We start from the raw sequence: 25,970 nt of genomic DNA, 5'->3' as shown, positions 1-25,970 counted from the left end.
CCCCAACGACCTGGGCATCCAGCACCTGGCCGTCTACGTGGACGACATGGACGCGGCGCTCGCGCGCTTCCAGGCGGCGGGAGGCGAGGTCTTCTCGAGCCCCCACGAACTGCCAGCACTGGAGAAAGGCCCGGGCAACGCCTTCTGCTACGCCCGGGCCCCCTGGGGCACCATCATCGAGTTCATCACCTACCCGTCGCCCCAGCCCTACGAGCAGCAGACCGCGCTGCGGCGCTGGAAACCGCCGGAGCGCGGCTGAACCCCCGTCACAGCGCCGCGCGGACCGCCTTCATCGCGCCGTCGTAGTCCGGCTCGTGCGTCATCTCCGGGACAATCTCCCGGAACACGACCTTGCCCTCACGGTTCACCACGAAGGTGCTGCGCGCGAGCAGCCCCAGCTCCTTCATGTACACGCCGTACTTCTCACCGAACTCGCGGTCCTTGTAGTCCGACAGCGTGGTGACGCTCTGGATGCCCTCGGCGCCGATGAAGCGCCCCAGCGCGAAGGGCAAGTCCAGCGTGACGAACCACACCTTCACGTCCGGCCCCAGCGCCGTGGCCTCCTTGTTGAACGCGCGGAGCTGCGCCGCGCACACCCGCGTGTCCACGCTGGGCGCCACGCTCAACACCACCACGCTGCCCTTCACGTCCGACAGCCGCACGGCGTCGTTGAGCCCCTTGAAGACGGTGAAGTCCGGAGCGGCGTCGCCCACCTTCACCTCATCCCCCACCAGCGTCACCGGCTGCCCCTTGAACGTGACGATGCCCTTGTGCTCGGCCATGGAATGCCTCCTCCTCTGGAAAGGGGCGCGGACTACTTCACCAGCAACGCCGCGCCAATCAGACCGCTGTCGTCTCCCAGCTCCGCGTCCGCGATGAGCAGGCCCTCGCGCGACGTGGTGGAGGACCAGGCGCGCACGCCCTCCTCCACACGGCGCCGCAAGCCCGGGCAGTGTCTCAGCACGCCGCCCCCCAGCACCAGCCGCGCCGGGTTGAGCATCGTCACCTGGTTGGCCACGGACAGGGCCAGGAACCGCGCCGCCCGCTCGTAGACTTCACCGGCCGCCACGTCGCCCGCCTCCGCCGCCTGCTCCAACGTCACCGGGGTGATGCGCGCCGGGTCTCCGCCCGTCAGCCGCGCCACCTCCGGCGCACCACCGCTGGCGAGCAACTCCCGCGTCTGCGCGATGAGGTTGTGGCCACCGGCGTAGGCCTCCAGACACCCCAGCTCACCACAGCCGCAGCGGCGCCCTCCGGGAACCACCTTGATGTGGCCCAACTCGCCCGCCACACCACCACCACCATCGACGAGCCGGCCGCCCGCGATGATGGCGCTCCCCACACCCGAACCCACGAACACCACCAGCATGTCCTGGGAGCCCCGACCCGCGCCGACGTGGAATTCGCCCCAGGCCGCCGCGGCCAGGTCATTCACCACGCGGACCGGCTGGCCCAGCCGGTCCGTGAGCAGCGCGCCCAGCGGCACGTTGCGCCAGCCCAGGTTGGGCGCCACCGACAACACGCCCGAGTCCTTGTGAATCTGCCCGGCGGCCGCCACACCGCACGCGCCCAGCGGCACACCGGCGGCCGTCACCGCGTCCGAGGCCGCCTGGGCAATGGTCTCCACGACCCCCGAGGGACTGCGCTCCACCAGCGCCACCTTCGTGGAGGCGATCAGCTTGCCAACCTCGTCCACCACGGCGGCGCGGGCGAAGGTCCCCCCCAGGTCGATTCCGAGCGTTGGCATGAGCGCGTCCTCTCAGGGCTTCAGCTTGGAAACCAACGCGGCCGCCAGCCCTTCCACTTCCTTCTGGCGCGCCTCGTCCTTGAGTTTCCCGTCCGGAGTGAAGGCATCCGACACGCGGGCCATGTGCACCTGCGTGGGCAGCACGTGCGCCCCCACGGAGGCCATCACCTGCCGCAGGTGCGGCTGCATGCGCGCGGTGCCGAAGACGCCGGGCGTGGCCCCCATCATCGCCACCCACTTCTCCTGGAAGAGCCTGCCGGGCGGGCGGGACACCCAGTCGATGGCGTTCTTCAGGCCTCCCGGAATGGAAGAGTTGTACTCCGGGCTGGCGATGAGCAGCCCCTGGGCCTTGCCCAGCCGCTCGCGCAGCTCCTCCACGGGAGCGGGCAGGGCCTTGGCCTCCACGTCGCCGTCGTAGAGGGGCAACTCCAGCGTCTTGAGGTCAACCACGTCCACCTCCGCGCCCAGCGAGCGGGCGTGGGCAACGGCGATGGCCAGGAGCTGGCGGTTGAAGCTCCCCGTCCGGAGGCTGCCACTGATGGCGAGGATGCGCGGCGTCGTCATGTCAGCCCCCGACCTCGACCTTGACCTTCTCCACGGTGCCCTCGATGAGGGCCTGGATTTCCTTGAGGCGCTCGGGCGTGTTGGCCTCGAAGCGCAGCACCAGGATGGGCTGCGTGTTGGAGGCACGGATGAGGCCCCAGCCGTCGGGGAACGTCACGCGCACGCCGTCCACGTCGATGATGTCGTGGCCCGCGTCGCGCAGCGTCTCCGTGGCGCGCTTCACCATCTCGAACTTCTTCTCCTCCTTCGTGTCGAAGCGCAGCTCCGGGCTGGCGTAGGTCTTCGGCACGTCGGACAGGAGCTCCGACATGGTCGCCTTCTCGTGCGTGAGAATCTCCAGCAGGCGCGCGGTGGAGTAGATGGCGTCGTCGAAGCCGAAGTAGCGGTTCTTGAAGAAGATGTGGCCGCTCATCTCGCCCGCCAGCTCCGCCTGCGTCTCCTTCATCTTCGACTTGATGAGCGAGTGCCCGGCCTTCCACATGATGGGCTTGCCACCGCGCTTCGCGATGTCGTCGTACAGCGTGTAGCTGCACTTCACCTCGCCGACGATGGCCGCGCCCGGGCTCTCCTTCAGCACGTAGCGGCTGAAGAGCACCATCAACTGGTCGCCCCAGAGGATGTTGCCCTGGTCGTCGATGACGCCGATGCGGTCGCTGTCGCCGTCGTAGGCGATGCCCACCTCGGCCTTCTCGCGCTTCACCGCCGCGATGAGGTCCTCCAGGTTCTCCACCACCGTCGGGTCCGGGTGGTGGTTGGGGAACGTCGCGTCCATCTCACAGAACAGGGGCACCACGTCGAAGCCCATGCTCTCGAACAGCGGCACCGCGATGGCGCCGCCCGTGCCGTTGCCGGCGTCGATGACGATGCGCATCCCCTTGCGGCCCACCTTCACCGTCTGGCGGACGAAGTGGTTGTAGGGCGTGATGATGTCGTACGGCGTCACCGTGCCCGGCTTGGGAGACACCTCGAAGTCCCGCGCCTCGATGAGCTTGCGCAGGGCTTGAATCTCATGGCTGTGGAAGGTCGTCTTCCCCGCGCCAATCTTGAAGCCGTTGTACTCAGGCGGGTTGTGGCTGCCGGTAATCATCGCCAGGCCGTCCACCGGCAGGGTGTTGGCGGCGAAGTACGTCAGCGGCGTGGGGACCACGCCCACGTCGAACACGTTGAGGCCCGTGGAGGTGAGACCCGCGCAGAGCGAGTCCCGGAAGCGGGTGGAGGACTCGCGGCAGTCGCGGCCCACGGCGATGGAGCGCCCGCCCTGGCGACGGATGATGGTGCCCAGGCCCTTGCCCAGCAGCTCCACCACCTCGGTGGTGAGGTCCTTATCGACCAGGCCTCGGATATCGTATTCGCGGAAGATGTGCGCGTTCATGAAGGTGTCCCCGCCCCCGTGACGACGGAGGGCATGGCAGAGGGCGGCGGACTCTACACGAGCGCGGGCCAGGGGGGCACCCGACCCGAGGGCGTCCCTGGCCCGTTGGAGGGCCAAGGGGCCAGAAAAGGCCCCCGCGCTACGGAAGCAGGGCCACAGGGGCCATGGCCCCCTCGTGAAGCACGGGGGGCATGGAAGGCGTCAGCCCCTGTGCCCGCTGGCGCAGCTCCTGGTAATGCCGCAGCCACGGCATGTTGAGCGGATCCAACGCCAGCGCGTTCGCATAGCGAGAGAGGGCGGCGCGCAGGGCCCGCTGCACCTCCAGCGCGTGTCCCTGGGTGAAGAGCGCCCGGGCCCGGGCCTCCGAGCCCGGCCGGGCCGACAGGAAGGCGTGGCGCAGGGGCTCCACCTCCTCGTCCGGCAGCCCTGCTTCCACACAGCGGGCCAGCCCCGGCAGGTTGCCCCGAACGGCGTCGAAGCCGGCGCGGCTCAGCGGCTCGCCCAGGGTGCAGCGGGCGGACTCCACCCGCCCCCGCAGCGCCTCCAGCGCGCGGCGCTGCCCGGACGGCAGCGGACGGGCGCGGAAGCCCTCCAGCCGGCGCAGGGCGGCGCTGGCCCGGCGGCGAATCTCCTCGAAGTCAGCGTCGGGCCGCGCGCCCAGCAGGACATACGGGTCCTTCGCGGCCTCCGCGGCCCGGGCGAGCAGCCGCGCCAGCTCCCCATCGGGACGCGGCTCCGGCCGGCGCCCCTCCTCCAGCATCCACGCCACCCACTGGCGCAGCGCCGGCGCGGGCTCGGCGAAGTGGATGAACGCGCCCGCGGCCACGCCCCAGGTCCGGGCCTCGTCTCCCGTGACATGGCGGACGACGTCGCCCTCGCACGTCACGGCGCGCCCCGCGAAGGACAGCTCCACGCCCAGGCGCGCGGCCAGCGGCGGCAGCGCGCCATCCCACGCGGCGAAGAAGCCATCCACCGACACGTCGTGGGCCACCACCCGTGTCCAGCCATCCGCCAGATTCACGCGAACGTCCAGCCCCTCGGGCGCGGCGACGCGCGGGGCCGGCGCCTCCAGCACTGGCTCCGCATGGGCCGCCGCCCGCAGCGCCAGGTGCAGCGGCGTGGCACCGTCCTCCGGAATCGCCTGGCCGAAGATGGTGACGTTGCCTTCTGGCACGCGCATCTCCGGCAGCAGCAGGATGGGCGCCTGGGGTACGGGCGCCGCGTCCTCGTCGAACGTGATGTCGATGTCCACCAGCACCTCCACGTCGTCGACCAGCGCCGCCTCGCGCTCCGCCGCGCGGGCACGCGGGTCCATGCAGCGCGCCAGTTCCTCTCGGAACGCGCGGGCATCCGGGAAGCGCTCGGCGGGCCGCGGCGACAGGGCCCGCAGCAGCACCGCGGACAGCGCGGGCGGCACGCTGGGATTGAGGACATGCGGCTCCGGAGGCGCCAGCTCCCCCGCGCGGCCGATGCCGAAGGGCAGCCGCCCGGTGAGCAGCAGGTAGCCCACCACGCCCAGCGCATACACGTCCGCGCGGCCATCCACGCCCTCACCGGACCACTGCTCGGGCGCGATGAAGGCCGGCGAGCCCACCACCATGCCGCGCGCCCGCTCCTCGGGAGACAGGCTCGAACTGAGGATGGCGCTGGCACCGAAGTCGAGCACCTTCACCCGGCGCTCTCCCCGCGCATCCCGCGTGAGGACGAGGTTGTCCACGGACAAATCCCAGTGCATGAGCCCGCGCGCGTGCGCGGCCTCCACGGCCTCCAGTGTCTGCCCCAGCAGCTCCACCGCCTCCACGGGCGCCAGCGGCATCGGAAGACGGGAGAAGGACTCACCGTCGGCGTACTCCATCAGCAGGCACGGCAGACCGCCGGGCCCCGGGCGCGCGTCCAGCACGCGGGCCACGTGCGGGTGGACCAGCTCGCGCAAAGCATGCGCCTCCGCGTAGAAGCGGCGCTGCATGGCCGGCTGCGCCGCCAGGTGCGGGTGCAAGACCTTCACCGCGAAGCGGTGCCCCGTGGGGAGATACTCCGCCAGGTACACCGTGCCCAGCGCCCCCGCCCCCAACCAGCGCCGGAAGACGAGCGGCCCGTGCCGCTGCCCCTCCAGACAGCTCGCGGACACGGCGACGCCGTCATGCACCTCCGGGCAAGACGCCCCGGCCGGATGGTCCACGTCACACCGCATGCAGGCCATACCCCACCACCCTCTGTCGCCCCGGAGCGGGGCAGGCGGTGGGGGCCTTGCAACCGGCGTGCAGAGGACCCTTGTCCACTCATCGACAGAGCAAGCCCCCAACTGACCGAGGTCACCGGTGAATCAGGGGTTCGCGGCCGGTAATTCTTCCAGGGTGGGAGCCGGGCGTTTCTCCAGCGCACCCGGCCCCACCTGGACGCCTACAGGTACTTCGTCAGCTTGCGAGCCTTGAGCGCCTCCACCACCTTGCGCACGTCCTGGCTCTTGTCCTTCGGCACCACGAGCACCGCGTCGCCGGAGTCCACCACCACCATGTCGGTGAGGCCCACCACGGACAACGGGCGCTTGTCGGCCAGCACCACGCAGTTGTGGCAGTCCACCACCACCGCGAGGTTGCCGGACACCACGTTGCCGTGGGCGTCGGCGGGGCGCACCTCTGGAATCGCCGCGAACGAGCCGACATCCGACCAGCCGAAGTCCCCCGGCAGCACCGCGATGTTGGAGGCCTTCTCCATGACGCCGTAGTCGATGGAGGTGGAGGGCAGCTTCGGGAACACCTTCTTCAGCACCGCGCCGAAGGTCCGCTTGCCCGCGGCCTTGCGCAGGGCGTCCAGGCCCTTCTGCATCTCCGGCATGTGCTTCGCGAAGGCCTCCAGGATGACGTCCACCCGGAAGATGAAGATGCCGCCGTTCCACAGGTAGTCACCGGAGGACACGTAGCCGCGCGCCGTCTCCAGGTCGGGCTTCTCCTTGAAGGCCTGCACCTTGCGGCCACCGCCCTCCAGCGCCTCGCCGACCTGGATGTAGCCGTAGCCCGTCTCCGGGCGCGAAGGCTTGATGCCCAGCGTGACGATGTGCCCCGCCTCCGCCAGGTCCGCCGCGTCCGCGAGCGTGCGCTTGAAGCCGGGCACGTCCGCCACGTGGTGGTCGGAAGGCAGCACCACCATGACGCCCTTGGGGTCGCGCGCGGCCACCTGCACCGCCGCCAGGGCGATGGCCGGCGCGGTGTTGCGCGCCACCGGCTCCACCAGGAGGTTCGCCTTGGGCAGCCCCTTCACCAGCTTCGCCGCGGCCTTCGCGTGCAGGGGGCCACAGACGATGAAGGTGTCCTTCACCGAGGCGAGCCCCTTGAGGCGCGCGGACGTATCGGTGATGAGCGGCAGCTTGGAAGCCAGCGGCAGGAACTGCTTGGGCCGCGCCTGACGGGACAGCGGCCAGAAACGGGTGCCGGAACCTCCGGCCATGATGACGGGGTAGAGGGCCATTGCGGGTGTTGCACTCCTGAAGGCCCCGGACCCAGCCGGCGGCCATGGCGGCGCACCATACCGTTTCAGCCTCGCCGGGAAAGAGGGACTCGCCTGCCCGCCCCCCAGACGGCGAAGCCACGAAGGGAGGTGAGAGTTTTGACCCGCCACCAAAAAGCCAGTCTCATGCCGCGCTGTTGGACTTCCTCAAGGCCAGATCCACCGGGCTGACGCTCATCCTCACCGTCGCACTGGCGTTGGGGCTGTCGCTTGCCCCGGTCCCAGACGCCCTCCGGCCCCTCCCGAGTCTCCAGCGGGGTCCCCTGCCCGAGAAGCTGGTGGCGCTCGTCCTGCCGACCTCGCTGTCGGGCGGTCGCGCCACGCGTCCGCCCGGAGAGGTGATGACGGCGGGTGCGGGCGCCGCCAAACGCCCGCCGGAAGAGACGGAAGAGGAGGCGCCCGCCGACGCCGGTGCCCTGGTGGCGGAGCCCTTGCCCGCCGTGCCCACCACGCCGGGCATCGGCCTGGAGGAGCTGAGCGCCCCCACCCTGGCCCGCGCGAAGGACCTGGAGGCCCTGCGCGAGCGCATGGGCTCCCAGCACGTGGACATCGAGCTGAACTGCCGCAAGGCGGGGCCGGACGGGAGCTGCCTGGAGGACGGACTGGCGCCCTACACCCGGGCCCTGGCCGAGCTGCGCGAGGACGCCCGGCGCACGCCGGTGCGCGTGGTGCACCTGGGCGACTCGCTGGTCGCCTCCGACCACATCACGGATTTGGTGCGCGACCGGCTCCAGGAGCGCTTCGGCGCGGGCGGCAAGGGCTTCCTCTTCATCACCCGCCCCGCCAGCGCGGGCCGCTGGACGCGCTCGGGCCGAGGCTCGGACGGCTGGGAAATCGAGCGGCTGGTGGACTCCAAGTGGCCCCGCGACCGGGTGGGCTGGACCGGCGTGGCCTTCAGCTCGGAGAAGGGCTCCCAGAGCACGCGCTATGACGTGGAAGGCTCGCGCGTGGCGGAGCTCTTCTTCCTGGCGCAGCCCGCCAGTGGCTCCGTGCAGTTCTCCGTGGACGGCAAGCCGCTCCAGCGCATCCACACGCGAGGCTTCTCCAAGAACAAGTCGGAGGCGGCCTTCGCCCGCGTGACGCTGCCGCAGGGCGCGAAGTCGCTGACGCTCACCACGTCCGGCAAGGTGGAGCTGCACGGCATGACGCTGGAGTCGGGCACGCCGGGCGTCGTCTACGACACCGTGGGCCTGCTGGGCGGAATGGCGGAGGTGTACCTGCGCGCCCAGCCCGCCGCCTTCCGCGCGCAGCTGCGCCAGCGCAAGCCGTCCCTGGTGGTGATGATGGTGGGCGGCAACGAGGCCTTCTTCTACTCGCGAGACCGCACCACGCTGGACGAGGTGCGCGCGCAGATAAAGGAGTTGATGTCTCGCGTGCGCACCAACGTGCCGAACGCCGCGTGCCTGTTGATGGCCCCCATCGACGCGGGTGTGCGCACCATGAGCGGCGAGGTGGTGTCACGCCGGGGCACCCAGGAGATTGGCGCCATCTACCGCGAGGAGGCCCGCGCGGCCGGCTGCGCGTTCTGGGACGCCTATGCCGCCATGGGCGGCGAGGGCTCCGCGCTGCGCTGGCTCGAGGAAGGGCTGATGCTGGACGACCTCGTCCACCCGCGCGCCCGGGGCTCGGATTTGCTGGGCCACCTCTTCGACCTGTCCCTGCAGCGTGCGTTCGCGAAGAGCCGGGCGCCGCTGGTGGCCGCGGTGGACCCGGCCGGCCTGCAGAACGCGGACACCGCGCTGGCGCGCACGTTCGACAAGCTGAAGCGCCGCGAGGCTGGCGAGCCCCTTCGCGTGGGCGTCGCGCAGCTGGGCGGTTCGCACACCGCGTCGCACTACTTCACGGACGCGGTGCGCGAAGTGCTGACGAAGCGCTTCGGCGCCGCCGGCCGGGGCTTCATCGCCGCCGGCAAGGCCTCCCCCCGCCTGGAGCCCGCGGGCGTGACGCGCGCGCTGGAGGGGGACTGGACCATCGAGGACGCCGCCAAGGACGCGCCGCCCGGCGGCCTGTGGGGGCTGACGGGCATCCGCGCCGTGGGCGGTCCGGGCGCGAAGCTGCGCATCCAGTTCTGCACGGACTGCCCGGAGGCGAAGGAGACCTCGGGCCGGTTGGACTTGTACGCGCTGGACGCGCCGGACGTGCGCGCGCCGGACATCGCGATAGACGGCGAGCTGCTGCCGCCGGACGCGCCTCCGCCGGAGCCGTTGACCGCGCCCACCGTGCGCATCCGCTCGTTCCCCGTCACGGGGTCCTCGCACACCGTGGAGGTGACGGCGCCGAAGGACGGCAACGTCACGGTGCTGGGGGCGTCCCTGGAGTACGACACGCCGGGCGTCGTGTACGACGCGCTGGGCCTTCCCGGCGCCACGGCCTCGACCTTGGGGGCCATGGACGCGGCGGCGGTGGACGCGCAGCTGGCGTCGCGGCGGCCGGACCTGCTCGTGTTCTGGTACGGCACCAACGAGGCGGGCCGGCCGGACCTGGACGCCTCGGCGCTGCGCCGGGACTACACGGAGTTGCTGACGCGGCTGCGCAAGGCCACCAACGCGGAGTGCCTGGTGATGGGCCCCACGGACCGGCTCACGCAGGACGCCAACGGCCGGTGGAGTGAGGCGCCCTCGCTGGCGTCGGTGCTGAACACGCTGCCGCAGGTGGCGAAGGACGCGGGGTGCGCGTACTGGTCGACGCGCGCGGCCATGGGCGGAGAGCGCTCCATGCTGCGCTGGCAGCGCACGCAGCCCGCGCTGGGCCACGCGGACGGCGTCCACCTGACACCGGAAGGCTACGCGCGGTTGGCCGGGGCCTTCTCCCGGGAGCTGCTCACGGCGTACGAGGCCCACAAGAAGGCGGGCCCCACCTCGCGCGTGGAGGACAACTGACGTGCTGTCGCACAGCGTCCAGTACCTCGTCTTCGTCATCGCGGTGTTCGCCCTGTACTGGGCGGTGCACCGGCACTACTGGCCGCGCATCGGCGTGCTGCTGGTGGCCAGCCTCTTCTTCTACGCGGCCTTCACGCCCTTCCCCATCCTCATCTTCCTGGTGGGCGTCACGGTGGACCACCTGTGCGTGAAGGGCATGGCCCGCGCGCAGTCACAGGGGGTCCGCAAGGCGCTCGTCACGGTGTCGGTCGTCTCCAACCTGGGCCTGCTCGCGGGCTTCAAGTACCTGGAGATGCTGCGGCAGACATTGCTGTCGCTGCTGGCGCCGTGGGGCATTGAAGTCCGCGCCGAGCCCTTCAACCTGCTGATGCCAGTGGGCCTGTCCTTCTTCGTCTTCCAGGCCATCAGCTACACGGTGGACGTGTACCGGCAGAAGGCGAGCGCGGAGCACTCGTTCATCGAGCACCTGCTGTACCTGCTCTTCTTCCCGCGCGTGGTGAGTGGCCCCATCATCCGGGCGTCGGAGCTGATGGTGCACTTCCGCCAGACGCCGAGCCTCACGCCCGACGCCGGTGGCCACGCCCTCTTCCGCATCGCGGTGGGGCTGGTGAAGAAGCTGGTCATCGCGGACGTTCTGGGCGCGGGGCTGGTGGACCCCGTCTTCGCCGCGCCGGAGAAGTACGCCTCCGCGGAGTGCATCGTCGCGGCGGTGGCCTACACCTTCGAGCTCTACTACGACTTCTCGGGGTACTCGGACATCGCGATTGGCGTGGCGGCGCTGTTCGGCTTCAAGTTCCCGGAGAACTTCAACCGGCCCTACCTGGCGAAGAACATCGGCGAGTTCTGGAACCGGTGGCACCTGAGCCTGTCCACGTGGCTGCGCGACTACCTGTACCGGCCGCTGGGCGGCAACCGCGTGTCGAAGCCGCGCGTGCTGTTCAACCTGATGACGGTGATGGTGCTGGGCGGCCTGTGGCACGGCGCGGACTGGCGCTTCGCGGTCTGGGGCGCGGTGCACGGCGTGGCGCTGTGTGTGTCGCGCTGCTGGGAGTGGTCGGTGGGCAAGCCCGAGTCCCCGGGCATCCCCCGCGTGGCGCTGGGCATGTTGACGACGTTCACCATCGTCGTGCTGACGCGTGTGGTGTTCCGGGCGGCGGACATGGCGCACGCGGGCGAGTTCTACGAACGGATGATGGCAGGCGTGCCCGGCATCGCCAACGTGAGCCCGCTGGTGTGGGCCATGCTGGCCGCGGCCGTCTTCTTCCATGCCGTACCGATGAAGCTCTACACGGTGTCGTCGGACCTCTTCGTCCGCATGCCCGTGCCGGTGCGCGCCGCGGTGCTGGTGGTGCTCGGCCTGGGCATCCGTCACCTGTCCGCCGTGGAGACGCGGCCGTACGTGTACCTGCAGTTCTAAACCGCCTCGGCGAGTCCGCTAAACCTGGAGCCCACTGTGCTCGCAGGGCCAGTAGGGCGGTGTCTTCGGCCCGCTTTCATCAGTGTTCAGGGGATATCCCAAGGCGGTTGGGTTGGAGCTGGCGGGCGCGACATCGCCGGCGCGCTCGGCGAATGGACGGGCATCGCGGACGAATGAGCGCAGCACCTTGCCCGGCTCCTCGACCCTCAGTTCGTGCGCCGACTGCTCGATGCTTCGACGGCGCCTTGACGCCCGTGAGCCATTCGGCGGCAACCGTCGCCGAGACCTTGTGGTCGTGGCGTCCGAGGAACTGGCTCAGCGGCGTCTTCAGCCGCTTCACATGCGTCAGGTCCGCCGTTAGCACCGCGGAAAGGAGCCTCTCGACCGAGAGCTTCTGTGCCTTCCAGACCTGGCGCTCCTCCTCGTCGATGTATTCGGGCGACAGATTCACCGCTGCGCCCTCGAAGCTCACATCGGGACGCCGATAGGCGGCTCCCCCGAAGAAATTGAGCCAGCGGCGCTGGAGCAGGATGTCCTTCACCGGTATCGGCGCCTTGCCAACGGCATAGGGCGCGATCGAGGTCGCGGATCGCCTGTTCGTTCTTCGCCGCGCTCGCCTGTTCCATCTTCCAGGCCCAGCCGCGCCGCTCGCGCTCCCGCGCGTCGATGCCCTGGCCGACGCCGATATAGGCGTGGAGCCATTCGGGATGCAGCTGCGCGAGGGTGAGCCCGAGGAGGCTCCCCCAACCATGGCCGAGGACGAAGCGCTTCTCCTCGCGGAAGGTTTTGCGCGCCCATTTGACGAGCGCTTCGGCATCCGCCTGCATCCGCTCGACTGTGAGCGTCGGGGCAACCATGACCGGAGCGTTCGCGACATACGTCTTGCCCGCGCCGCGCTGGTCCCACTGGATGACGGTGAAGAACTCGTCCCGGCCGTGCGCGAAATACCAGCTCGTCGGTGGTGCATGGGATGATGAGCTCGTAGCGGTTCGTCTCGTCTGTTCGAGCAGGACTGGCCACTTGCGGACAATTGCGCTCCCCGTTCGCGGATGTGCCATGGAACTGTCATGGTCAACGCCAATCATCTGACGCGCCACGTTGCCCTCCAAGCTGATGGGCTCTTCACGCTCCCGCGACATGGCCATGCCATCCTCTCGCCGCGTTATGAGCCATCATTCCGGTGACTCCTCCCACACCCCCATGCGAATCCTCCTCACCACGCTGGTCCTGCTGAGCGCTCCAGTCCTCGCCCAGCCCAAGTCCGTGCCCACTCCGAAGGCGGCGCCGAAGTCGGACGGCTTCATCCGCCAGCTCGTGGAGACGCGCTACTTCAACCTCGGCCGTCCCATGGGCACGAGCTTCACCCCGGACGAGCAGACGCTCTTCTTCCTGCGCAATCCGGAGGGCTCACGCGCCCTCGCGCTCCACGCGTTCGACGTGGCCACGGGACAGACGCGCGAGCACCTCACCGCGGAGAGCCTTCTGCAGCGTGCCCGGGAGAACCTCACCGTCGAGCCGAAGGCGCGCCAGGAGCCCGCGCGTGTGTCCTTGCGGGGCCTGAGCTCCTATGCCCTGTCCGAGGACGGCGAGAAGTTGCTCGTGGGCATGTCCGGCAAGCAGTACATCGTCACGCGCGCGTCCGGGAAGGTGACGGAGCTGAAGACGGGCCCCGGCGCCATGGACGTGCGCTTCTCTCCCGATGCCACCCAGGTGGCCTATGTGCGGGGGCATGACGTGTATCGCCTGGACCTGGCCACGAACACCGAGCACCCGGTGACGAAGGGCGGCACGGAGGAGAAGAGCCACGGGCTGGCGGAGTTCATCGCCACGAGCGAGATGATGCGCTTCTCCGGCTACTGGTGGAGCCCGGACGGAAAGGCCCTGGCCTACACGGAGTCCGACACGAGCGGCGTGGAGAAGCTCGCCATCGCGGACGCGCTCCACCCGGAGAACGATGCGCGGCGGCTCGCCTTCCCGCGCGCCGGCAAGGCCAACGCCCGGGTGCACCTGGGTATCATCCCCATCACAGGCGGCAAGACGACGTGGGTGCGCTGGGACGTGGAGAAGTATCCCTACCTCGCCACGGTGCGCTGGCCGGCGAAGGGCCCTCTGACGGTGCTGGTGCAGAACCGGCACCAGACGGAGGAGCTCCTGCTCGCGGTGGACCCGAGGACGGGGAGCACGCGCACGCTGCTCGTGGAGAAGGACGACGCCTGGCTCACGCTGCACCAGACGTTCCCCCACTGGCTGGAGGATGGAAGCGGCTTCCTCTGGTACACAGAGCGCAACGGCGCTGGCGAAGTGGAGCTGCGCGACGCCTCGGGCAAGTTCGTGCGCTCGCTCGTGCCGCCCGGCGCGGGCTTCTATGACATGGCGGGCTACGTGGAGAAGGACGGCACCGTCTACTTCACCGGCGGCCCAACCTCCGACGAGCGCTACGTGTGGCGCCTGAGCCCGGGCGGGAAGCCCACCCGCGTCACCTCGGAGAGCCCGGCCCTGGAGCTGGCCCGGATGTCCAAGCGGGGCGGCTTGCTGGCCATCACGTCCGAGGGCCCCCGGCGCATGCGTCACACCACTGTGATGAAGGCGGATGGCACCCGCGTGGGCGAGCTGCCCTCGGTGGCGAAGGAGCCGCCGCTCCAGCCGCGAGTGGAGGTGCGGTACGTGGGCAAGGAGCGCCACCCCACGTCGCTGGTGCGTCCTCGCGACGCGAAGCCCGGCGTGAAGCTGCCCGTCATCGTGGACATCTACGCGGGGCCCGGCATCCCCATGGTGTACCAGAGCATGCAGCAGCACCTCACCAACCAATGGCTCGCGGACGAGGGCTTCATCGTGGTGAAGCTGGACGGGCGAGGAGTTTCGCCCACCGCCGACGCGAAGCTGCGCAAGCCGAAGTACGACTGGCCCCGGCTGCTGCTGGACGAGCAGGTGGCCGCGCTGCGCGCGCTCGCGGCCGAGGTGCCGGAAATGGACCTGAGCCGCGTGGGCATCACTGGCGCGAGCAACGGCGGCTACATGTCCGCGCTGGCCGTGCTCACCCGCCCGGACGTCTTCAAGGCCGCGGTGGCCGTGTCCTCAGTGACGGACTGGCGCGACTACGACTCACACCTGACGGAGCGCTTCTTCGGCCTCCCCGACGAGCACCCCCAGGCCTACGAGCAGGCCTCGCTCCTCACTCACGTGAAGGCCGACCAGCCCATGGGAAAGCTCCTGTTCATCCATGGCACTGCGGACGACAACGTCCTCTTCTTCCACGCCCTCAAGCTTTCGGACGCGCTGTTTCGGGCGGGCCAGCCCCACGAGTTCCTGCCCCTCAGCGGCATGCCACACATGGTGTTCGACCCGGTGCTGGCCGAGCGCATGTGGGAGGAGACCGCGCGCTACTTCAAGCGGCACCTCTAAACCGCCTCGGCAGGTCCGCTCACCATGGAGCCCGGCATGCTCGAAGAGGGCGCGGAGGACATCGGGACGATGCTGTAGGGCACGGAATTCCCTTCGTGCCAAGCTTGGGGCGCTCACGCCCCCCGGGGCAGCGTCAGCAGCACGACGCTGGACACCTCACGGCGCCTGCTCAGACGCTTGAGGACTCGGACTTGCCCCACCGGCGCCCAGGTGGGCCCGAAACGGGTGGCCCGTCTCATCCAAGAAGGCAATCGTCCTCCTGCTTCTTCGCGCCCCTTTTTGATGCGAGGCCAGTCTCTTCTTACCCAGGCTTCGGTCGGGCCCCAATCCCCCGGGCTCTCGCATGCGCCTTGCCGCCAGACATGAGCGTTCCCAGTCTCTGGGGGGCAGCCCCGTCGCCGGAGCCGGGAAGCAGGCCCGGTCGCCGTGCTCGGTCGCCCGTGGTGGGCGCGGTGGTTGGGGCATGCCTGGGCGTGGTGTTCGCGGCAAGGGTTCAGCGCGGCGTCGCCTGGCAGACCACCTCCTCGGAGGCGTGGGACATGCACTCCACCGTGCTGGGGAGCGCGCTGACTTCCTTCCCGCCCCCTCCTCCAGAACCATGTCCCCGCGGGAACGCGTGCACACCTCCTGCCCAGGAGGCTGCACATGGCAAGCAAAGCGAAACCCACGGGCAATGGAAACGGCAACGGCAAGCAGTCGCGCAAGCCCAACATCCTGGTCATCTGGGGCGATGACATCGGCATCTGGAACGTCAGCGCCTACAACCAGGGGATGATGGGGTACCGCACGCCCAACATCGACCGCATCGCGAAGGAAGGCGCGATGATGACCGACTGCTATGGCCAGCAGAGTTGCACCGCGGGCCGCGCGGCCTTCATCACCGGCATGAACCCGCTTCGCACGGGGCTCACCACCATCGGCATGCCCGGGGCGAAGTATGGGCTCCAGGACTCCGACCCCACCATCGCGGAGATGCTGAAGCCGCTGGGCTACACCTGCGGCCACTTCGGCAAGAACCACGTGGGTGACTCCAACCCCTACCTGCCCACCGTGCACGGCTTCGACGAGTTCTTCGGCAACCTCTACCACCTCAACGCGGAGAACGAGCCCGAGTGCCCGGACTACCCCAAGGACCCAGCCTTCAAGGAGCGCTTCGGTCCACGGGGCGTCCTCCGGAGCTGGGCCACGGACCGAGATGACCCCACCGAGGAAAAGCGCTGGGGCGTGGTGGGCAAGCAGCGCATCGAGGACACCGGCGCGCTCACCCGCAAGCGCATGGAGACCGTGGACGAGGAGTTCCTGAGAGGGACGCTGGACTTCATGGAGCGCGCCGTGAAGGACGGCAAGCCGTTCTTCCTCTGGCACAACACCACGCGCACCCACGTCTGGACCTATCTCCAGGAGAAGTACCGGAACGCCACCGGCTACGGCCTCTACGCGGATGCCATGCGGGAGTTGGACGACATCGTCGGCGTGCTGCTGGCCAAGCTGGACGAACTGGGCATCGCCGACAACACGCTGGTCGTCTTCTCCACCGACAACGGCGTGGAGAAGATGGGCTGGCCAGACGGCGGCAACAGCCCTTTCCGGGGCGAGAAGGGCTCCACCTGGGAGGGCGGCGTGCGCGTCCCCTGCCTGGTGCGCTGGCCGGGCGTGGTGGAGCCCGGGCGCGTCATCAACGACATCTTCGCGCACGAGGACTGGATGCCCACGCTGGTCTCCGCGGCGGGCGGCCCCAAGGACCTCGCGGCGCAGTGCCAGCGCGGCTACAAGGCGGGTGACAAGACCTTCCGGGTCTACCTGGATGGGTATGACCAGACCGGGCTGCTCGCGGGCAAGGAGAAGGGAGCCCGGCGCGAGTTCATCTACGTGCTCGACAGCGGAAACCTCGCGGCCGTTCGGTACGACGACTGGAAGCTCATCTTCAGCTACCAGGATGGCGAAGGCTCGGACATGTGGTTCAGCGGCAAGCGCTTCGACCCGACCTGGCCGTACCTCATCAACCTGCGCTCGGACCCGTTCGAGTACGGCCCCAAGGCCGGCCTGTACTTGCAGTGGTACGGGGAGCGGATGTTCACGTTCGTGCCCGCGCAGGCGCTGGTCCAGAAGTTCGCGCAGAGCCTGCTCGACTACCCCCCCAGCCAGGCCCCGGGCAGCTTGAGCATCGGGCCCATCAAGGAGCGCGTGAAGCGGCAGTTGTTGGAGGCGCGCGAGCGCAAGGAGGAGACGGCCATCGGCGACCAGGTCATGGCGCTGGCCGAACAGGTGGAGCGGTTCGTCCGCCGCGCCCAGCAGTCGCACGCGTAGTCACGCGCGGCGCCGGGCGGCGGAGCAGCGCCGCCGCCCGTGTCCGCCGGGCGGACCTCCCGGGCCCGGCGAACTGGATTGGCGCTGCATCGTTCGCCCCAGAGGCGCTACGCGCTCCCCGAACCCGATGGCGCGGTGTCGTCGCCATCCACGGGGATGCGCGGCGGCACCACCAGGGTCGCGAACACCAACCCCAACACCAGCTGGAGCGCCACCATCAGCACGTCGAACGGCCGGGCATCCTCCGCGCCCGGGCGCCCCATGCCGAGCAAGGCGATGATGGCCTGCGTCCCCATGAAGCCCGGCGCGAGCTGCAACAAGCCCGGCATGATGACTGTCATCGGCATCCGCTGTCCGCCCCGACCGTAGAGCAACCCGGCCACGCCCAGCACGAACGCGGCCACCATCGGGCTCCCCTGTTCTCCCAACACCGCCTTCATCCCAGCCTGCGTCGCGTAGGCGAGCAGCACCCCGCCGACGATGCCCACCAGGTCGCGCCGCCGCCCCGCCATGCAGACAGCCAGCGCCACGCCACCGACCGCCAGCAGCGCGAAGGTGAGCCACGGCGGCAGCACGTGCACGTCGGTGTACTCCGGTATTGGCCAGAGCAAGCGCCACAAGGTCGTGGCCACCACGATGCCCACGCCAACCATCAGGAAGCGCAGCAATCCATAGGCCAGGCGCGTCATCCCGGCCTCCACGGACTCCGAGGCCAGCTCCAATGAGCCGAGCGTGACCACCATCGCGGGCACCAGCAGCACCGCCCCGCCAAACAACGCCTGGACCACATCGAAGGGCGGCAGGACGAATCGAAGCCCGAACGCCACCAGCGTTCCCAGGAACGCCGCGAGGAAGCTCTTCTGCAGGTCCACCCGATGCGAACGCAGCGTCCCGAAGTGGATGACGCCCGCGATGGCGCCCACGAGGAGGGCCGCGAACATCTCCCACCACGCGCCCCCCACGCGCGCCGCGACGGCCGCGCCGTACACGCCATAGGCCAGGAGCACGAGCCACTTCGAGTAGGGAGAGCGCTCGGCCACGATGCGGCCCAACCTCGCGCGGGCCTCGGGCAGGCCCACGCCTCCCGCCGCGATGTCATCCGCCAGTTGGAGGAGCCTCGCCGCACGGCCCAGGTTCCAGTGCGGGTTGAAGGGCAGCCGCGCGAAGTCCGCGGGTGACCGTCGAGGGGCCACCACCTGTGTCATGGCCAGGCTCTGGACCGTGAAGACCTCCGTCCTCAGCCCCCAGGCCCTCGCCGCCCGGCGCACGCGCGCTTCCACCAGGAGCGAGGGTTGATAGGCCAGGTGCAGTGCCCTGGCCAGGTCCAGCAGGAAGCGGGACGCCGCCTCTTCATCCCCTCCCGTTCCCAATCCGTGCTCGGGTTTCATCGAAGATGCGCCTCCCATCCCGCTGCATGCTGACCACGGCCCAGCCGCCCTCGCGCGCGGCCTTCAATGACGCGCCGTCCGTCTCCTCGTAGGCGAACTCGCGCGCCGCGTCGTCGTGGTGGATGAGCAAGGCGAAGCCCTGGCGCGGGCGCTTTCGCGTGTACTGGAGCATCTGGATGTCGCCGCCGGAGCGCACGTTGCCCGCCGCGAAGACGGGCCGCCGGCCGATGTGCTCGTCGATGCCCACCGGCTTGCCCGCCTTGTCATTGACGGGGGCGACGCGGGCCTCTCGGCGCAGCACCGAGAGAGCGTGCGCGTCATCGAAGGCCGCGCGCGAGCACGGCAAGCAGCCGGCCCCCTTCGTTCAGTGCTCCACGAACCATGTCGGCCCCCTGGCGCGCCGCGCACCAACACGGCCTCCCAGGACGGTGATGTCGGCATCAACGCTTCACAATGCCGACTGGAGGGCCGAGGAGAGGGCCCGCTGGGCCCGGCCGCCACGCCCCCCCCCGGCGCAGCCATCGCGGAGAGGCGAATCAAGGACCCACGGGACGCAGCCCTCGGCGCGGTGGGCTGAGCCTCACGCCTCTCTCGCGTTGCGCCATGGGCGAGGTTCGCGCCACTCAGTCGGCCCGGCGCCTCACGCAACCCCCTGATATTTCTTGGACTCCTGGGGCTTCCCTGAGCCGCGAGCCAACCTGCCTCGCGATTTTCTCGCCTCGTGTCGATCCGCTTCGAGCTTATTCGTCGCCATTTTGAACGAGGACGCAGCGCCTCCCGAACCGAAAGGAAGAACCGATGCGCGTCATGGTCATTGTGAAGGCGACGAAGAACTCCGAAGCCAATGTGATGCCCGACGAGAAGCTGATGACCGAGATGGGCAAGTACAACGAGGAGCTGATGAAGGCGGGCGTGCTCCTGGCCGGCGACGGTCTCCACCCGAGCACCAAGGGCAAGCGCATCCGGTTCGCGGACGGGAAGAAGAGCGTCATCGACGGTCCGTTCGCGGAGACGAAGGAGCTCATCGCCGGCTATTGGATGTGGCAGGTGAAGTCCATGGACGAGGCCGTGGAGTGGGCGCGCCGCTGCCCGCCCCCCATGCCCGGCGAGGAGTCGGAGCTGGAGATTCGCCCCGTCTTCGAGGCCGAGGACTTCGGCGCCGCGTTCACCCCGGAGCTGCGCGCCCAGGAGGAGAAGCTGCGCGCGGAGCTGGAGCAGAAGCAGAAGGCGTGAGCCGCGACGGAGTGAGGTCCGGTGCCTCCGGACCTCCTCGGGTCGTCAGAGCCAGGTGCTAACTCCTGGCATGTGCTCCCACCCGTTCGGAGCACATGCCAGGGGGGACGACATGACGTTGCGTGGGGCAGTGGCACTGCTCTTGAGCGTACTTCTCGCGGGCTGCGCGACACCGCGTGTCGTGCGGCTGGATACGGGCCAGGGCGAGCCCATCGTCTACATCCCGCCGAAAAGCGCAAAGCCGGTCGAGGTGGACGAAGACGCGTTCCGACGAGTGGTGACCCGGCTCGTGCTGGACATGCGCTTCTCCCTCCATGGCGAGGCAGCGGAGCGACCACGGGTTCGGCCCGCTTCGTGGGACTCGGAGCCCCAGAGTGCCGGACATGACTACGGCGCCTGGTGCTCCCGACAAGACAGCCCTGGCGAGTGCCTCACGCTCCTGGAGGGGGGCTTCTCCTTCCTGGATGCCAAGGCGCGCCGACAGATGGCGCTCGCCTTCGCCTGGGATGGCGTGTGGGACGGCGTACAGGACGCCGTGAAGGAGGTCGTCAACCCGCTCGCGCTCAAGGCGATGCTGACGTCGGCGATGGCCGCGTACATGCTCCTCATCGTCGCGCCGGAGCCCGTCACCAAGATTGTCGCCGTCGCACTGACGACCTTCGTCCTCGCCTACCTCGGCGTGGATGCCTTCATGGGCCTCGTGGAGGGCTGGCAGAGACTGTCGGCGGACGCTGACCGCGCGGAGTCGTTCCGGGAGCTGGAGGACGCGGGACACCGCTTTGGCCAAGTCATGGGCGAGAACGGAGCGCGCGTACTCATCCTCGCGCTGACGGCGGCGCTGAGCGGTGGGGCCGCGAGCATGGCCTCCAAGGGCCCGACGCTGCCCGGCTTCGCCAGCGCGGCATTGGCCGCGGAGGCGCAGGCGGGCTTCAGGCTGTCCGCGGCGATGGCTGGAGGCGTGCGCTCCATCACCGTGGCGGAGGGCGTCATGACCGTAGGCCTTGCGCCCAATGCGGTCGCCATGACGGCTCGCGGCCAGAGAGGAGCAGACGCGCCCTCCTCCTTGGACGGCGCTCCCACGAAGCTCCTTGAGAATCAACGCCCCCACCTATTGGACAACGAGCAGAAAATCGCGCGGTTGGTAGGCGTTCGCCCCGTCCGAGTCACAGACCCCGACTTTCTACGGTATGTGAACAACGGTTCCATCAAGTGGGTGGTGACCGCGGAGGGGGAATTGCTGATTGTCCCTCACACATGGCGAACAAAAGAAATCTCGCACGCGGTCGCCAGCGGAGGACGCCCAGTGCTCGCAGCAGGCGAAGCTGAAATCGCCGCACATGGCATGCTACGCACAGGTGTGGAGATCACGCCTCACAGCGGCCACTACCTCTTCGAGGCTCCCGCAGCCACGAGTGCCAGAGCGCTGGAAATCGGCAGGCAGGCATTCTCCCGAGCCGGTATCTTGTTCCCCTAGGGACCTGCCCAATGAACCCGACTCGTGACCTGTTTGACGACGTCCTGGAATGGCCCCTCTCGAAAGTGAATCCATGGCTCGACAGGGTCACACCTGGCGGGCCCATTGAAGGCGAGCCCTTCAACTGGGATGTCTTTGCGTTCACCATCGCAGCGAGAGCGCGCGAGGAAAGAAGCCCCGGTTGGGCCCACGTCGCCCTTCGCATCTACGATGCCCTCGCGAAACAGCCTCCCCTGGGAGCTACAGAGCACTCATTCATGCTCTCGGCGATGAACTTGCGGGCAGGACTGATCTCCGAACTGGGCGAACGCGAAGGAGACCCCGTCCTCGACTCCGAGCCCATCGTCGCGTGGCTCCAGCGCCTCACGACGATGTCGCTGGAGGAAGCGTCACGATGGATGGTGCTGGCGCAGGAAGACTTCCGCGCCGTCCCCATCGAGAAGCTCCTCGTCATGCGTCGGATCAAGCACGGGCTCAACACCCTGGCCCACGCCCTACCCAGGACGAACGTGGAGCAGAAGCACCCGGAGCTCGTCCCCTGGCTCCAGCTCCGAACGCGCCTGCCATGACGCAGCGACGCCCTACCTCGCCCCGCCAGGCACCTGCGTCACGTGGTTCAGGAAGTCGCGCAGGATGCGCGCCGTCGCGCCCCAGATGACGTGCGTCCCATACGTGTAGAAGTACAGGTCCCGCTCCGCCCCCATGATTTCCTTCTGCTCCACGCGGAGGATGGACGGGTCCAACAGTCCCGCCAGAGGCACCTCCAGGATGAAGGCCACCTCCTCCGCGCTCGGCCGGTAATTCCCGTCCCCGGGAATCACCCCCACGAAAGGCCGCACCCGGTACTGCGAAATCGTGGGCACTTCATCCAGCATGCCCAGCACCCGCACGCCGCGCCGGTCGATTCCCAGCTCCTCTTCCGTCTCGCGCAGCGCCGTGTGCAGGGGCGTCGCGTCCTCGGGGTCGCGGCCTCCCCCGGGGAAGCTGTACTGGTCCGCATGCGTCCGCAGCGTCGCGGGCCTGCGCGTGAAGAGCACGTGGGGCACGCCGTCCCGCTCGAACACCGGCACCAGCACCGAGGCCTCCCGCAGGGTCCACCCCGGCAGATGCACCTCACGCGCCGGCCGCGAGGACAGCCGTGACTCCAGTGTCTGGAACAGCGCCTCCACACTCACGGCCCACGTCCTCTCACGCTAGTCGGTAATCTGCTTCTCCACCGGCGGCGCCCCCGGCTCGCCAGGGACCTCCACGTTCTCCGTTCCCGACATCGGGCTCAGCTTCCCCGTCTGGAGCAGCACCAGCAGCAGCACGCCCAGCGCCACGCGGTACCCGACGAACACCAACGTCGTCCGCGTGCGCAGGAAGCGCAACAGCCACGCGATGGCCGCCATGCCCGACGCGAAGGCCACCAGCGTCCCCACCCAGAGCGCCATCGCGGAAGGCCGCGTCTCCGCCTCCAGCAGGTGCTTGAGCTCGAAGACGCCCGCCAGCGTGGTGGCCGGAATGGACAGCAGGAACGAGTAGCGTGCAGCATCCTCGCGCTTGAGCCCCAGCGACAGGCCGCCCGTCAGCGTCGTGCCAGAGCGAGACGCACCCGGAATCAGCGCCAGCGCCTGCCACATGCCAATGAGGATGCCATCCTTCCACCGCATGTCCGCCAGCGTCCGCTGGTGCGAGGCCCGCTTCTCCACCACGAGGAGGATGAGGGCCAGCACGATGAGGCTTCCGGAGATGACGTAGAGCGAGCGGAACTCGTTCTCGATGAACTTCTTCAACGTCAGCCCGGCGATGCCGACAGGCAGCGTGCCCACCAGGACGAACCACGCCAGGCGCGCCTCCAGCGTGCCGAAGGGCTCGCGCCGCGCCAGCCCCCGGAAGAAGGCCGCCACCAGCGAGACGATGTCCTTGCGGAAGTAGATGAGCACGGCCGCCACCGTGCCCAGCTGGATGACCGCCGAGTACGCCGCGCCCGGGTCCTTCCAGCCGAACAACTCCGGCGCGATGCGCAGGTGCGCCGTGGAGCTGATGGGAAGGAACTCCGTGAGACCCTGGACCAGACCCAGGACGATGGCTTCGAGGAGGCTCATAGGGTGCGGTCCCCGGATGTATGCCTGCTCTCCCCGCCCAGCAAGGGCGTTCCACCGCCTCTGTACGCACGAACACCCATGGCCCGCGCGGGACGGGTAGGCTCGGACCGCACCATGCCCCCTGCCCCCCTCTGCCCCTGCTCCTCCAGCCTGCGCTACCGCGAGTGCTGCGCGCCCTTCCACCGAGGCGAGGCCGAGCCGCCCGACGCCGAGCGCCTCATGCGCAGCCGCTACAGCGCCTTCGCCCTGCGCGAGGTGGCCTGGCTGTGGAAGACGCTGCACCCCAGCCACCCCGACCGCGCGCGGCCCCAGGACGAGGTGCTGCGCGAGCTGCGCGCCTTCGCCCAGGCGCATCAGTACCCGAAGCTGGTGGTGATGGACCGCCGGGAGCCGGACGCGGACGGACGGGCGCAGGTGCTCTTCTTCGCCAAGGTGTTCGAGAAGGGAAAGGACCGCTCCTTCGTGGAGCGCTCCGACTTCCGCCACGACGGCACCGGCTGGCGCTACCTGTCCGGCGTGGCGTTGGCGCCCAAGGAGCTGGCCGTCCCTCCCGAGTCCCTCACGCTCGCCACGTTCCCTCGCTAGGTGGGCGTCTGGAAGTGGATGGAGCAGGCTGTCCGCCTGCCCCCGGGGGCGGCAGTCTCTCGTTGAAATGAAGGGGTCCTTTTCGTAGGTTCCCCGCTGCCTTCGAGGAGCGCTGCGAGGCCGGACACGGCCCCAGGCTCGAAGCGGAATCACCCAACGGCGCTCACCTGTACGCGTCTCTTGCGAGGGTGAGTCGTCGCAGCATCCACACCGAACTTCCCCGAGCCCGGAACGCCGCGCCCGCTGGACCAGGAGCCATTGCCATGACCGCCGCAACCAAGTCCCAGAAGCAGGATTACGCCATCGCCGACCTGTCGCTCGCCGACTGGGGCCGCAAGGAGATCCGCATCGCCGAGAGCGAAATGCCCGCGCTCATGGCCATCCGCGAGGAGTACGCCAAGACGCAGCCGCTCAAGGGCGCGCGCGTGACGGGCTCGCTGCACATGACCATCCAGACGGCCGTGCTGGTGGAGACGCTCCAGGCGCTGGGCGCCGAGGTCCGCTGGGCGTCGTGCAACATCTTCTCCACGCAGGACCACGCCGCCGCCGCGCTGGTGCAGGCCGGCACGCCGGTGTTCGCGCACAAGGGCGAGTCCCTCAAGGAGTACTGGGACTTCACCCACCGCATCTTCGACTTCGGCCCCGCGGGCAGCGACCACGAGGGTCCGAACATGATTCTGGACGACGGTGGTGACGCCACGCTGCTCATGCACCTGGGCAAGCGCGCGGAGAAGGACGCCAGCGTCCTCGCCAACCCCCAGAGCGAGGAAGAGCGCGAGCTGTACGCCGCCATCAAGGCGAAGCTGGCCGAGGACGCGACCTGGTACACGCGCAAGAGCGCGAAGATTCTCGGCGTCACCGAGGAGACCACCACGGGCGTGCACCGCCTCCAGGAGATGTCCGCCAAGGGCACGCTCCTGTTCCGCGCCATCAACGTCAACGACAGCGTGACGAAGAGCAAGTTCGACAACCTGTACGGTTGCCGTGAGTCGCTGGTGGACGGCATCAAGCGCGCCACGGACGTGATGGTCGCCGGCAAGATTGCCGTCGTCGCGGGCTACGGCGACGTGGGCAAGGGCTCCGCGCAGGCGCTGCGCGCGCTGTCCGCCCAGGTGTGGGTGACGGAGATCGACCCCATCTGCGCGCTCCAGGCGGCCATGGAAGGCTACCGCGTCGTCACCATGGACTACGCCGCGGACAAGGCGGACATCTTCGTGACGGCCACCGGCAACAAGGGCGTCATCACGCACGACCACATGGCCAAGATGAAGGACCAGGCCATCGTCTGCAACATCGGCCACTTCGACAACGAAATCGAGGTCGCCTCCCTGGAGAAGTACCAGTGGGAGGAGATCAAGCCGCAGGTCGACCACGTCATCTTCCCGGACAACAAGCGCATCATCCTGCTGGCCAAGGGCCGGCTGGTGAACCTGGGCTGCGGCACCGGCCACCCCAGCTACGTGATGTCCAGCTCGTTCGCGAACCAGACCATCGCGCAGATTGAGCTGTACTCGCACAGCGCCAAATACGAGGTCGGCAAGGTGTACGTGCTGCCCAAGCACCTGGACGAGAAGGTCGCTCGCCTCCAGCTCAAGAAGCTCAACGCACAGCTCACCGAGCTGAGCCAGGAGCAGGCTGACTACATCGGCGTGAAGACCTCCGGCCCGTACAAGCCGGACACCTACCGCTACTGAGCGGTCCGCTGTCGCCTCGCCCGCATGCACCGGGGCGAGGGCCTCGCCCCGGCGCCAGGCATCACGGGCGCGAGTAACGCCCAGGCAGAAACACAACGGGCCGTCTCCTTCTGAGGGAGACGGCCCGAGTGCTTTGGAGTCCCCGCGCTCCTGTCAGGAAGCGCGGCGTCCGGTGGAAGGCGTCTGTCTCATAGCGGGGTGCGGATGAAGGGAGCAGGCGGAGGGTGTTGACGGAGTGAGGAGGTATCGCCTGCTATGTCCGGTACGCATTCGCTCGACCTGCGCGAGCGTGTCATCGCAGCTTGGCAAGGGGGCGA

21 protein-coding genes, 1 pseudogene and 1 riboswitch are annotated in these 25,970 nt (G+C 69.1%); of the genes and pseudogenes, 10 read left to right on the top strand and 12 right to left on the bottom strand.

What is annotated here, in order from left to right:
- Positions 1-259 (top strand): VOC family protein (locus HNV26_RS30575; RefSeq protein ID WP_171452922.1); only part of this gene is annotated, 259 nt, incomplete at its 5' end.
- 7 nt (positions 260-266) lie between these two features.
- Here the strand turns inward: HNV26_RS30575 and tpx are convergent.
- The 6 genes from tpx to HNV26_RS30545 form a co-directional block, all read right to left on the bottom strand.
- On the bottom strand, positions 267-782 hold the full coding sequence (gene tpx / locus HNV26_RS30570) for a thiol peroxidase (protein ID WP_171444325.1): 516 nt from the start codon (positions 780-782) through the stop codon (positions 267-269).
- Between the two features lie 32 nt (positions 783-814).
- The gene (locus HNV26_RS30565) at positions 815-1,747 is read right to left on the bottom strand and encodes an ROK family protein (RefSeq protein WP_171444324.1); all 933 of its coding nucleotides are present in this window, start codon (positions 1,745-1,747) and stop codon (positions 815-817) included.
- A 12-nt stretch (positions 1,748-1,759) separates the two neighbouring features.
- Positions 1,760-2,311: an NADPH-dependent FMN reductase gene (locus HNV26_RS30560; protein WP_011556429.1), complete on the bottom strand. Its 552-nt coding sequence runs from the start codon at positions 2,309-2,311 to the stop codon at positions 1,760-1,762.
- Between the two features lies 1 nt (position 2,312).
- Entirely contained in the window at positions 2,313-3,683 is a 1,371-nt protein-coding gene (locus HNV26_RS30555; RefSeq protein WP_140867866.1) for a phosphomannomutase/phosphoglucomutase, read from the bottom strand.
- Positions 3,684-3,822: 139 nt separating this feature from the next.
- Positions 3,823-5,883, bottom strand: coding sequence for a serine/threonine-protein kinase (locus tag HNV26_RS30550; RefSeq protein ID WP_171444323.1), 2,061 nt, complete (start codon positions 5,881-5,883; stop codon positions 3,823-3,825).
- Between the two features lie 200 nt (positions 5,884-6,083).
- The gene (locus HNV26_RS30545) at positions 6,084-7,148 is read right to left on the bottom strand and encodes a mannose-1-phosphate guanylyltransferase (RefSeq protein ID WP_171444322.1); all 1,065 of its coding nucleotides are present in this window, start codon (positions 7,146-7,148) and stop codon (positions 6,084-6,086) included.
- Between the two features lie 44 nt (positions 7,149-7,192).
- Between HNV26_RS30545 and HNV26_RS30540 the strand changes: the two genes are divergently transcribed.
- Positions 7,193-10,066 (top strand): GDSL-type esterase/lipase family protein, encoded by a 2,874-nt coding sequence (locus HNV26_RS30540; RefSeq protein WP_171444321.1) that lies wholly within the window; start codon positions 7,193-7,195, stop codon positions 10,064-10,066.
- A 1-nt stretch (position 10,067) separates the two neighbouring features.
- Positions 10,068-11,483: an MBOAT family O-acyltransferase gene (locus HNV26_RS30535; RefSeq protein ID WP_171444320.1), complete on the top strand. Its 1,416-nt coding sequence runs from the start codon at positions 10,068-10,070 to the stop codon at positions 11,481-11,483.
- Positions 11,484-11,562: 79 nt separating this feature from the next.
- Here HNV26_RS30535 and HNV26_RS39395 read toward each other — a convergent pair whose 3' ends face one another.
- A complete protein-coding gene (locus HNV26_RS39395) occupies positions 11,563-12,024 on the bottom strand; it encodes a hypothetical protein (RefSeq protein WP_366817060.1) in 462 nt (153 codons plus the stop codon).
- A gap of 112 nt (positions 12,025-12,136) precedes the next feature.
- A pseudogene (locus tag HNV26_RS39390) lies at positions 12,137-12,541 on the bottom strand (alpha/beta fold hydrolase); the annotation flags it as partial.
- 142 nt (positions 12,542-12,683) lie between these two features.
- On the opposite strand from HNV26_RS39390, the gene HNV26_RS30525 reads away from it, so the two are divergent.
- Together HNV26_RS30525 and HNV26_RS30520 are read left to right on the top strand one after the other, a co-directional pair.
- The gene (locus tag HNV26_RS30525; RefSeq protein ID WP_253817216.1) at positions 12,684-14,885 is read left to right on the top strand and encodes a S9 family peptidase; all 2,202 of its coding nucleotides are present in this window, start codon (positions 12,684-12,686) and stop codon (positions 14,883-14,885) included.
- 645 nt (positions 14,886-15,530) lie between these two features.
- Positions 15,531-17,192, top strand: coding sequence for an arylsulfatase (locus HNV26_RS30520; RefSeq protein WP_171444318.1), 1,662 nt, complete (start codon positions 15,531-15,533; stop codon positions 17,190-17,192).
- A gap of 107 nt (positions 17,193-17,299) precedes the next feature.
- Here the strand turns inward: HNV26_RS30520 and HNV26_RS30515 are convergent, their stop codons facing one another.
- A complete protein-coding gene (locus HNV26_RS30515; RefSeq protein WP_171444317.1) occupies positions 17,300-18,580 on the bottom strand; it encodes a threonine/serine exporter family protein in 1,281 nt (426 codons plus the stop codon).
- Positions 18,543-18,926 carry a hypothetical protein gene (locus tag HNV26_RS30510; RefSeq protein WP_253817215.1) on the bottom strand — a complete coding sequence of 128 codons (384 nt, stop codon included), beginning with the start codon at positions 18,924-18,926 and terminating at the stop codon, positions 18,543-18,545. The genes HNV26_RS30515 and HNV26_RS30510 overlap by 38 nt, the downstream gene beginning before the upstream one ends.
- Positions 18,927-19,378: 452 nt before the next feature.
- Between HNV26_RS30510 and HNV26_RS30505 the strand changes: the two genes are divergently transcribed.
- From HNV26_RS30505 to HNV26_RS38685, 3 genes are all read left to right on the top strand, one after another.
- The gene (locus HNV26_RS30505; protein WP_171444316.1) at positions 19,379-19,813 is read left to right on the top strand and encodes a YciI family protein; all 435 of its coding nucleotides are present in this window, start codon (positions 19,379-19,381) and stop codon (positions 19,811-19,813) included.
- A gap of 112 nt (positions 19,814-19,925) precedes the next feature.
- Positions 19,926-21,287 (top strand): SitA5 family polymorphic toxin, encoded by a 1,362-nt coding sequence (gene sitA5 / locus HNV26_RS30500; protein ID WP_171444315.1) that lies wholly within the window; start codon positions 19,926-19,928, stop codon positions 21,285-21,287.
- A 257-nt stretch (positions 21,288-21,544) separates the two neighbouring features.
- Positions 21,545-21,856, top strand: a complete 312-nt coding sequence (locus HNV26_RS38685) for a hypothetical protein (protein WP_253817214.1) — start codon at positions 21,545-21,547, stop codon at positions 21,854-21,856.
- A 12-nt stretch (positions 21,857-21,868) separates the two neighbouring features.
- Here the strand turns inward: HNV26_RS38685 and HNV26_RS30490 are convergent, their stop codons facing one another.
- The gene (locus HNV26_RS30490) at positions 21,869-22,462 is read right to left on the bottom strand and encodes a CoA pyrophosphatase (RefSeq protein WP_171444313.1); all 594 of its coding nucleotides are present in this window, start codon (positions 22,460-22,462) and stop codon (positions 21,869-21,871) included.
- An 18-nt stretch (positions 22,463-22,480) separates the two neighbouring features.
- Entirely contained in the window at positions 22,481-23,374 is an 894-nt protein-coding gene (locus HNV26_RS30485; protein ID WP_171444312.1) for an undecaprenyl-diphosphate phosphatase, read from the bottom strand.
- Between the two features lie 114 nt (positions 23,375-23,488).
- Here HNV26_RS30485 and HNV26_RS30480 point away from each other — a divergent pair, with 114 nt between their 5' ends.
- Both HNV26_RS30480 and ahcY read left to right on the top strand, forming a co-directional pair.
- Positions 23,489-23,959, top strand: a complete 471-nt coding sequence (locus HNV26_RS30480) for a YchJ family protein (protein WP_171444311.1) — start codon at positions 23,489-23,491, stop codon at positions 23,957-23,959.
- Between the two features lie 98 nt (positions 23,960-24,057).
- Positions 24,058-24,131: riboswitch (S-adenosyl-L-homocysteine riboswitch) on the top strand.
- 91 nt (positions 24,132-24,222) lie between these two features.
- The gene (ahcY, locus tag HNV26_RS30475; RefSeq protein WP_171444310.1) at positions 24,223-25,653 is read left to right on the top strand and encodes an adenosylhomocysteinase; all 1,431 of its coding nucleotides are present in this window, start codon (positions 24,223-24,225) and stop codon (positions 25,651-25,653) included.
- Positions 25,654-25,970: the final 317 nt, after the last annotated feature.

Source organism: Myxococcus xanthus (genome assembly GCF_013116825.1).
Lineage (GTDB): Bacteria > Myxococcota > Myxococcia > Myxococcales > Myxococcaceae > Myxococcus > Myxococcus xanthus_B.
The sequence above is the reverse complement of the archived record's forward strand: the minus strand, read 5'-3'. Positions and strand labels throughout refer to the sequence as shown.

Bases quoted from the DNA above. Each gene is read 5' to 3' on its own strand.
- HNV26_RS30555 (WP_140867866.1), bottom strand. From the start codon at position 3,683: ATGAACGCGCACATCTTCCGCGAATACGATATCCGAGGCCTGGTCGAT.
- sitA5 (WP_171444315.1), top strand. From the start codon at position 19,926: ATGACGTTGCGTGGGGCAGTGGCACTGCTCTTGAGCGTACTTCTCGCG.
- HNV26_RS30480 (WP_171444311.1), top strand. From the start codon at position 23,489: ATGCCCCCTGCCCCCCTCTGCCCCTGCTCCTCCAGCCTGCGCTACCGC.
- HNV26_RS30550 (WP_171444323.1), bottom strand. From the start codon at position 5,883: ATGGCCTGCATGCGGTGTGACGTGGACCATCCGGCCGGGGCGTCTTGC.
- HNV26_RS30545 (WP_171444322.1), bottom strand. From the start codon at position 7,148: ATGGCCCTCTACCCCGTCATCATGGCCGGAGGTTCCGGCACCCGTTTC.
- HNV26_RS30505 (WP_171444316.1), top strand. From the start codon at position 19,379: ATGCGCGTCATGGTCATTGTGAAGGCGACGAAGAACTCCGAAGCCAAT.
- tpx (WP_171444325.1), bottom strand. From the start codon at position 782: ATGGCCGAGCACAAGGGCATCGTCACGTTCAAGGGGCAGCCGGTGACG.
- HNV26_RS38685 (WP_253817214.1), top strand. From the start codon at position 21,545: ATGCTCTCGGCGATGAACTTGCGGGCAGGACTGATCTCCGAACTGGGC.
- HNV26_RS30560 (WP_011556429.1), bottom strand. From the start codon at position 2,311: ATGACGACGCCGCGCATCCTCGCCATCAGTGGCAGCCTCCGGACGGGG.
- HNV26_RS30485 (WP_171444312.1), bottom strand. From the start codon at position 23,374: ATGAGCCTCCTCGAAGCCATCGTCCTGGGTCTGGTCCAGGGTCTCACG.
- HNV26_RS30565 (WP_171444324.1), bottom strand. From the start codon at position 1,747: ATGCCAACGCTCGGAATCGACCTGGGGGGGACCTTCGCCCGCGCCGCC.
- HNV26_RS30520 (WP_171444318.1), top strand. From the start codon at position 15,531: ATGGCAAGCAAAGCGAAACCCACGGGCAATGGAAACGGCAACGGCAAG.
- ahcY (WP_171444310.1), top strand. From the start codon at position 24,223: ATGACCGCCGCAACCAAGTCCCAGAAGCAGGATTACGCCATCGCCGAC.
- HNV26_RS30540 (WP_171444321.1), top strand. From the start codon at position 7,193: ATGGCGGCGCACCATACCGTTTCAGCCTCGCCGGGAAAGAGGGACTCG.
- HNV26_RS30525 (WP_253817216.1), top strand. From the start codon at position 12,684: ATGCGAATCCTCCTCACCACGCTGGTCCTGCTGAGCGCTCCAGTCCTC.
- HNV26_RS30515 (WP_171444317.1), bottom strand. From the start codon at position 18,580: ATGAAACCCGAGCACGGATTGGGAACGGGAGGGGATGAAGAGGCGGCG.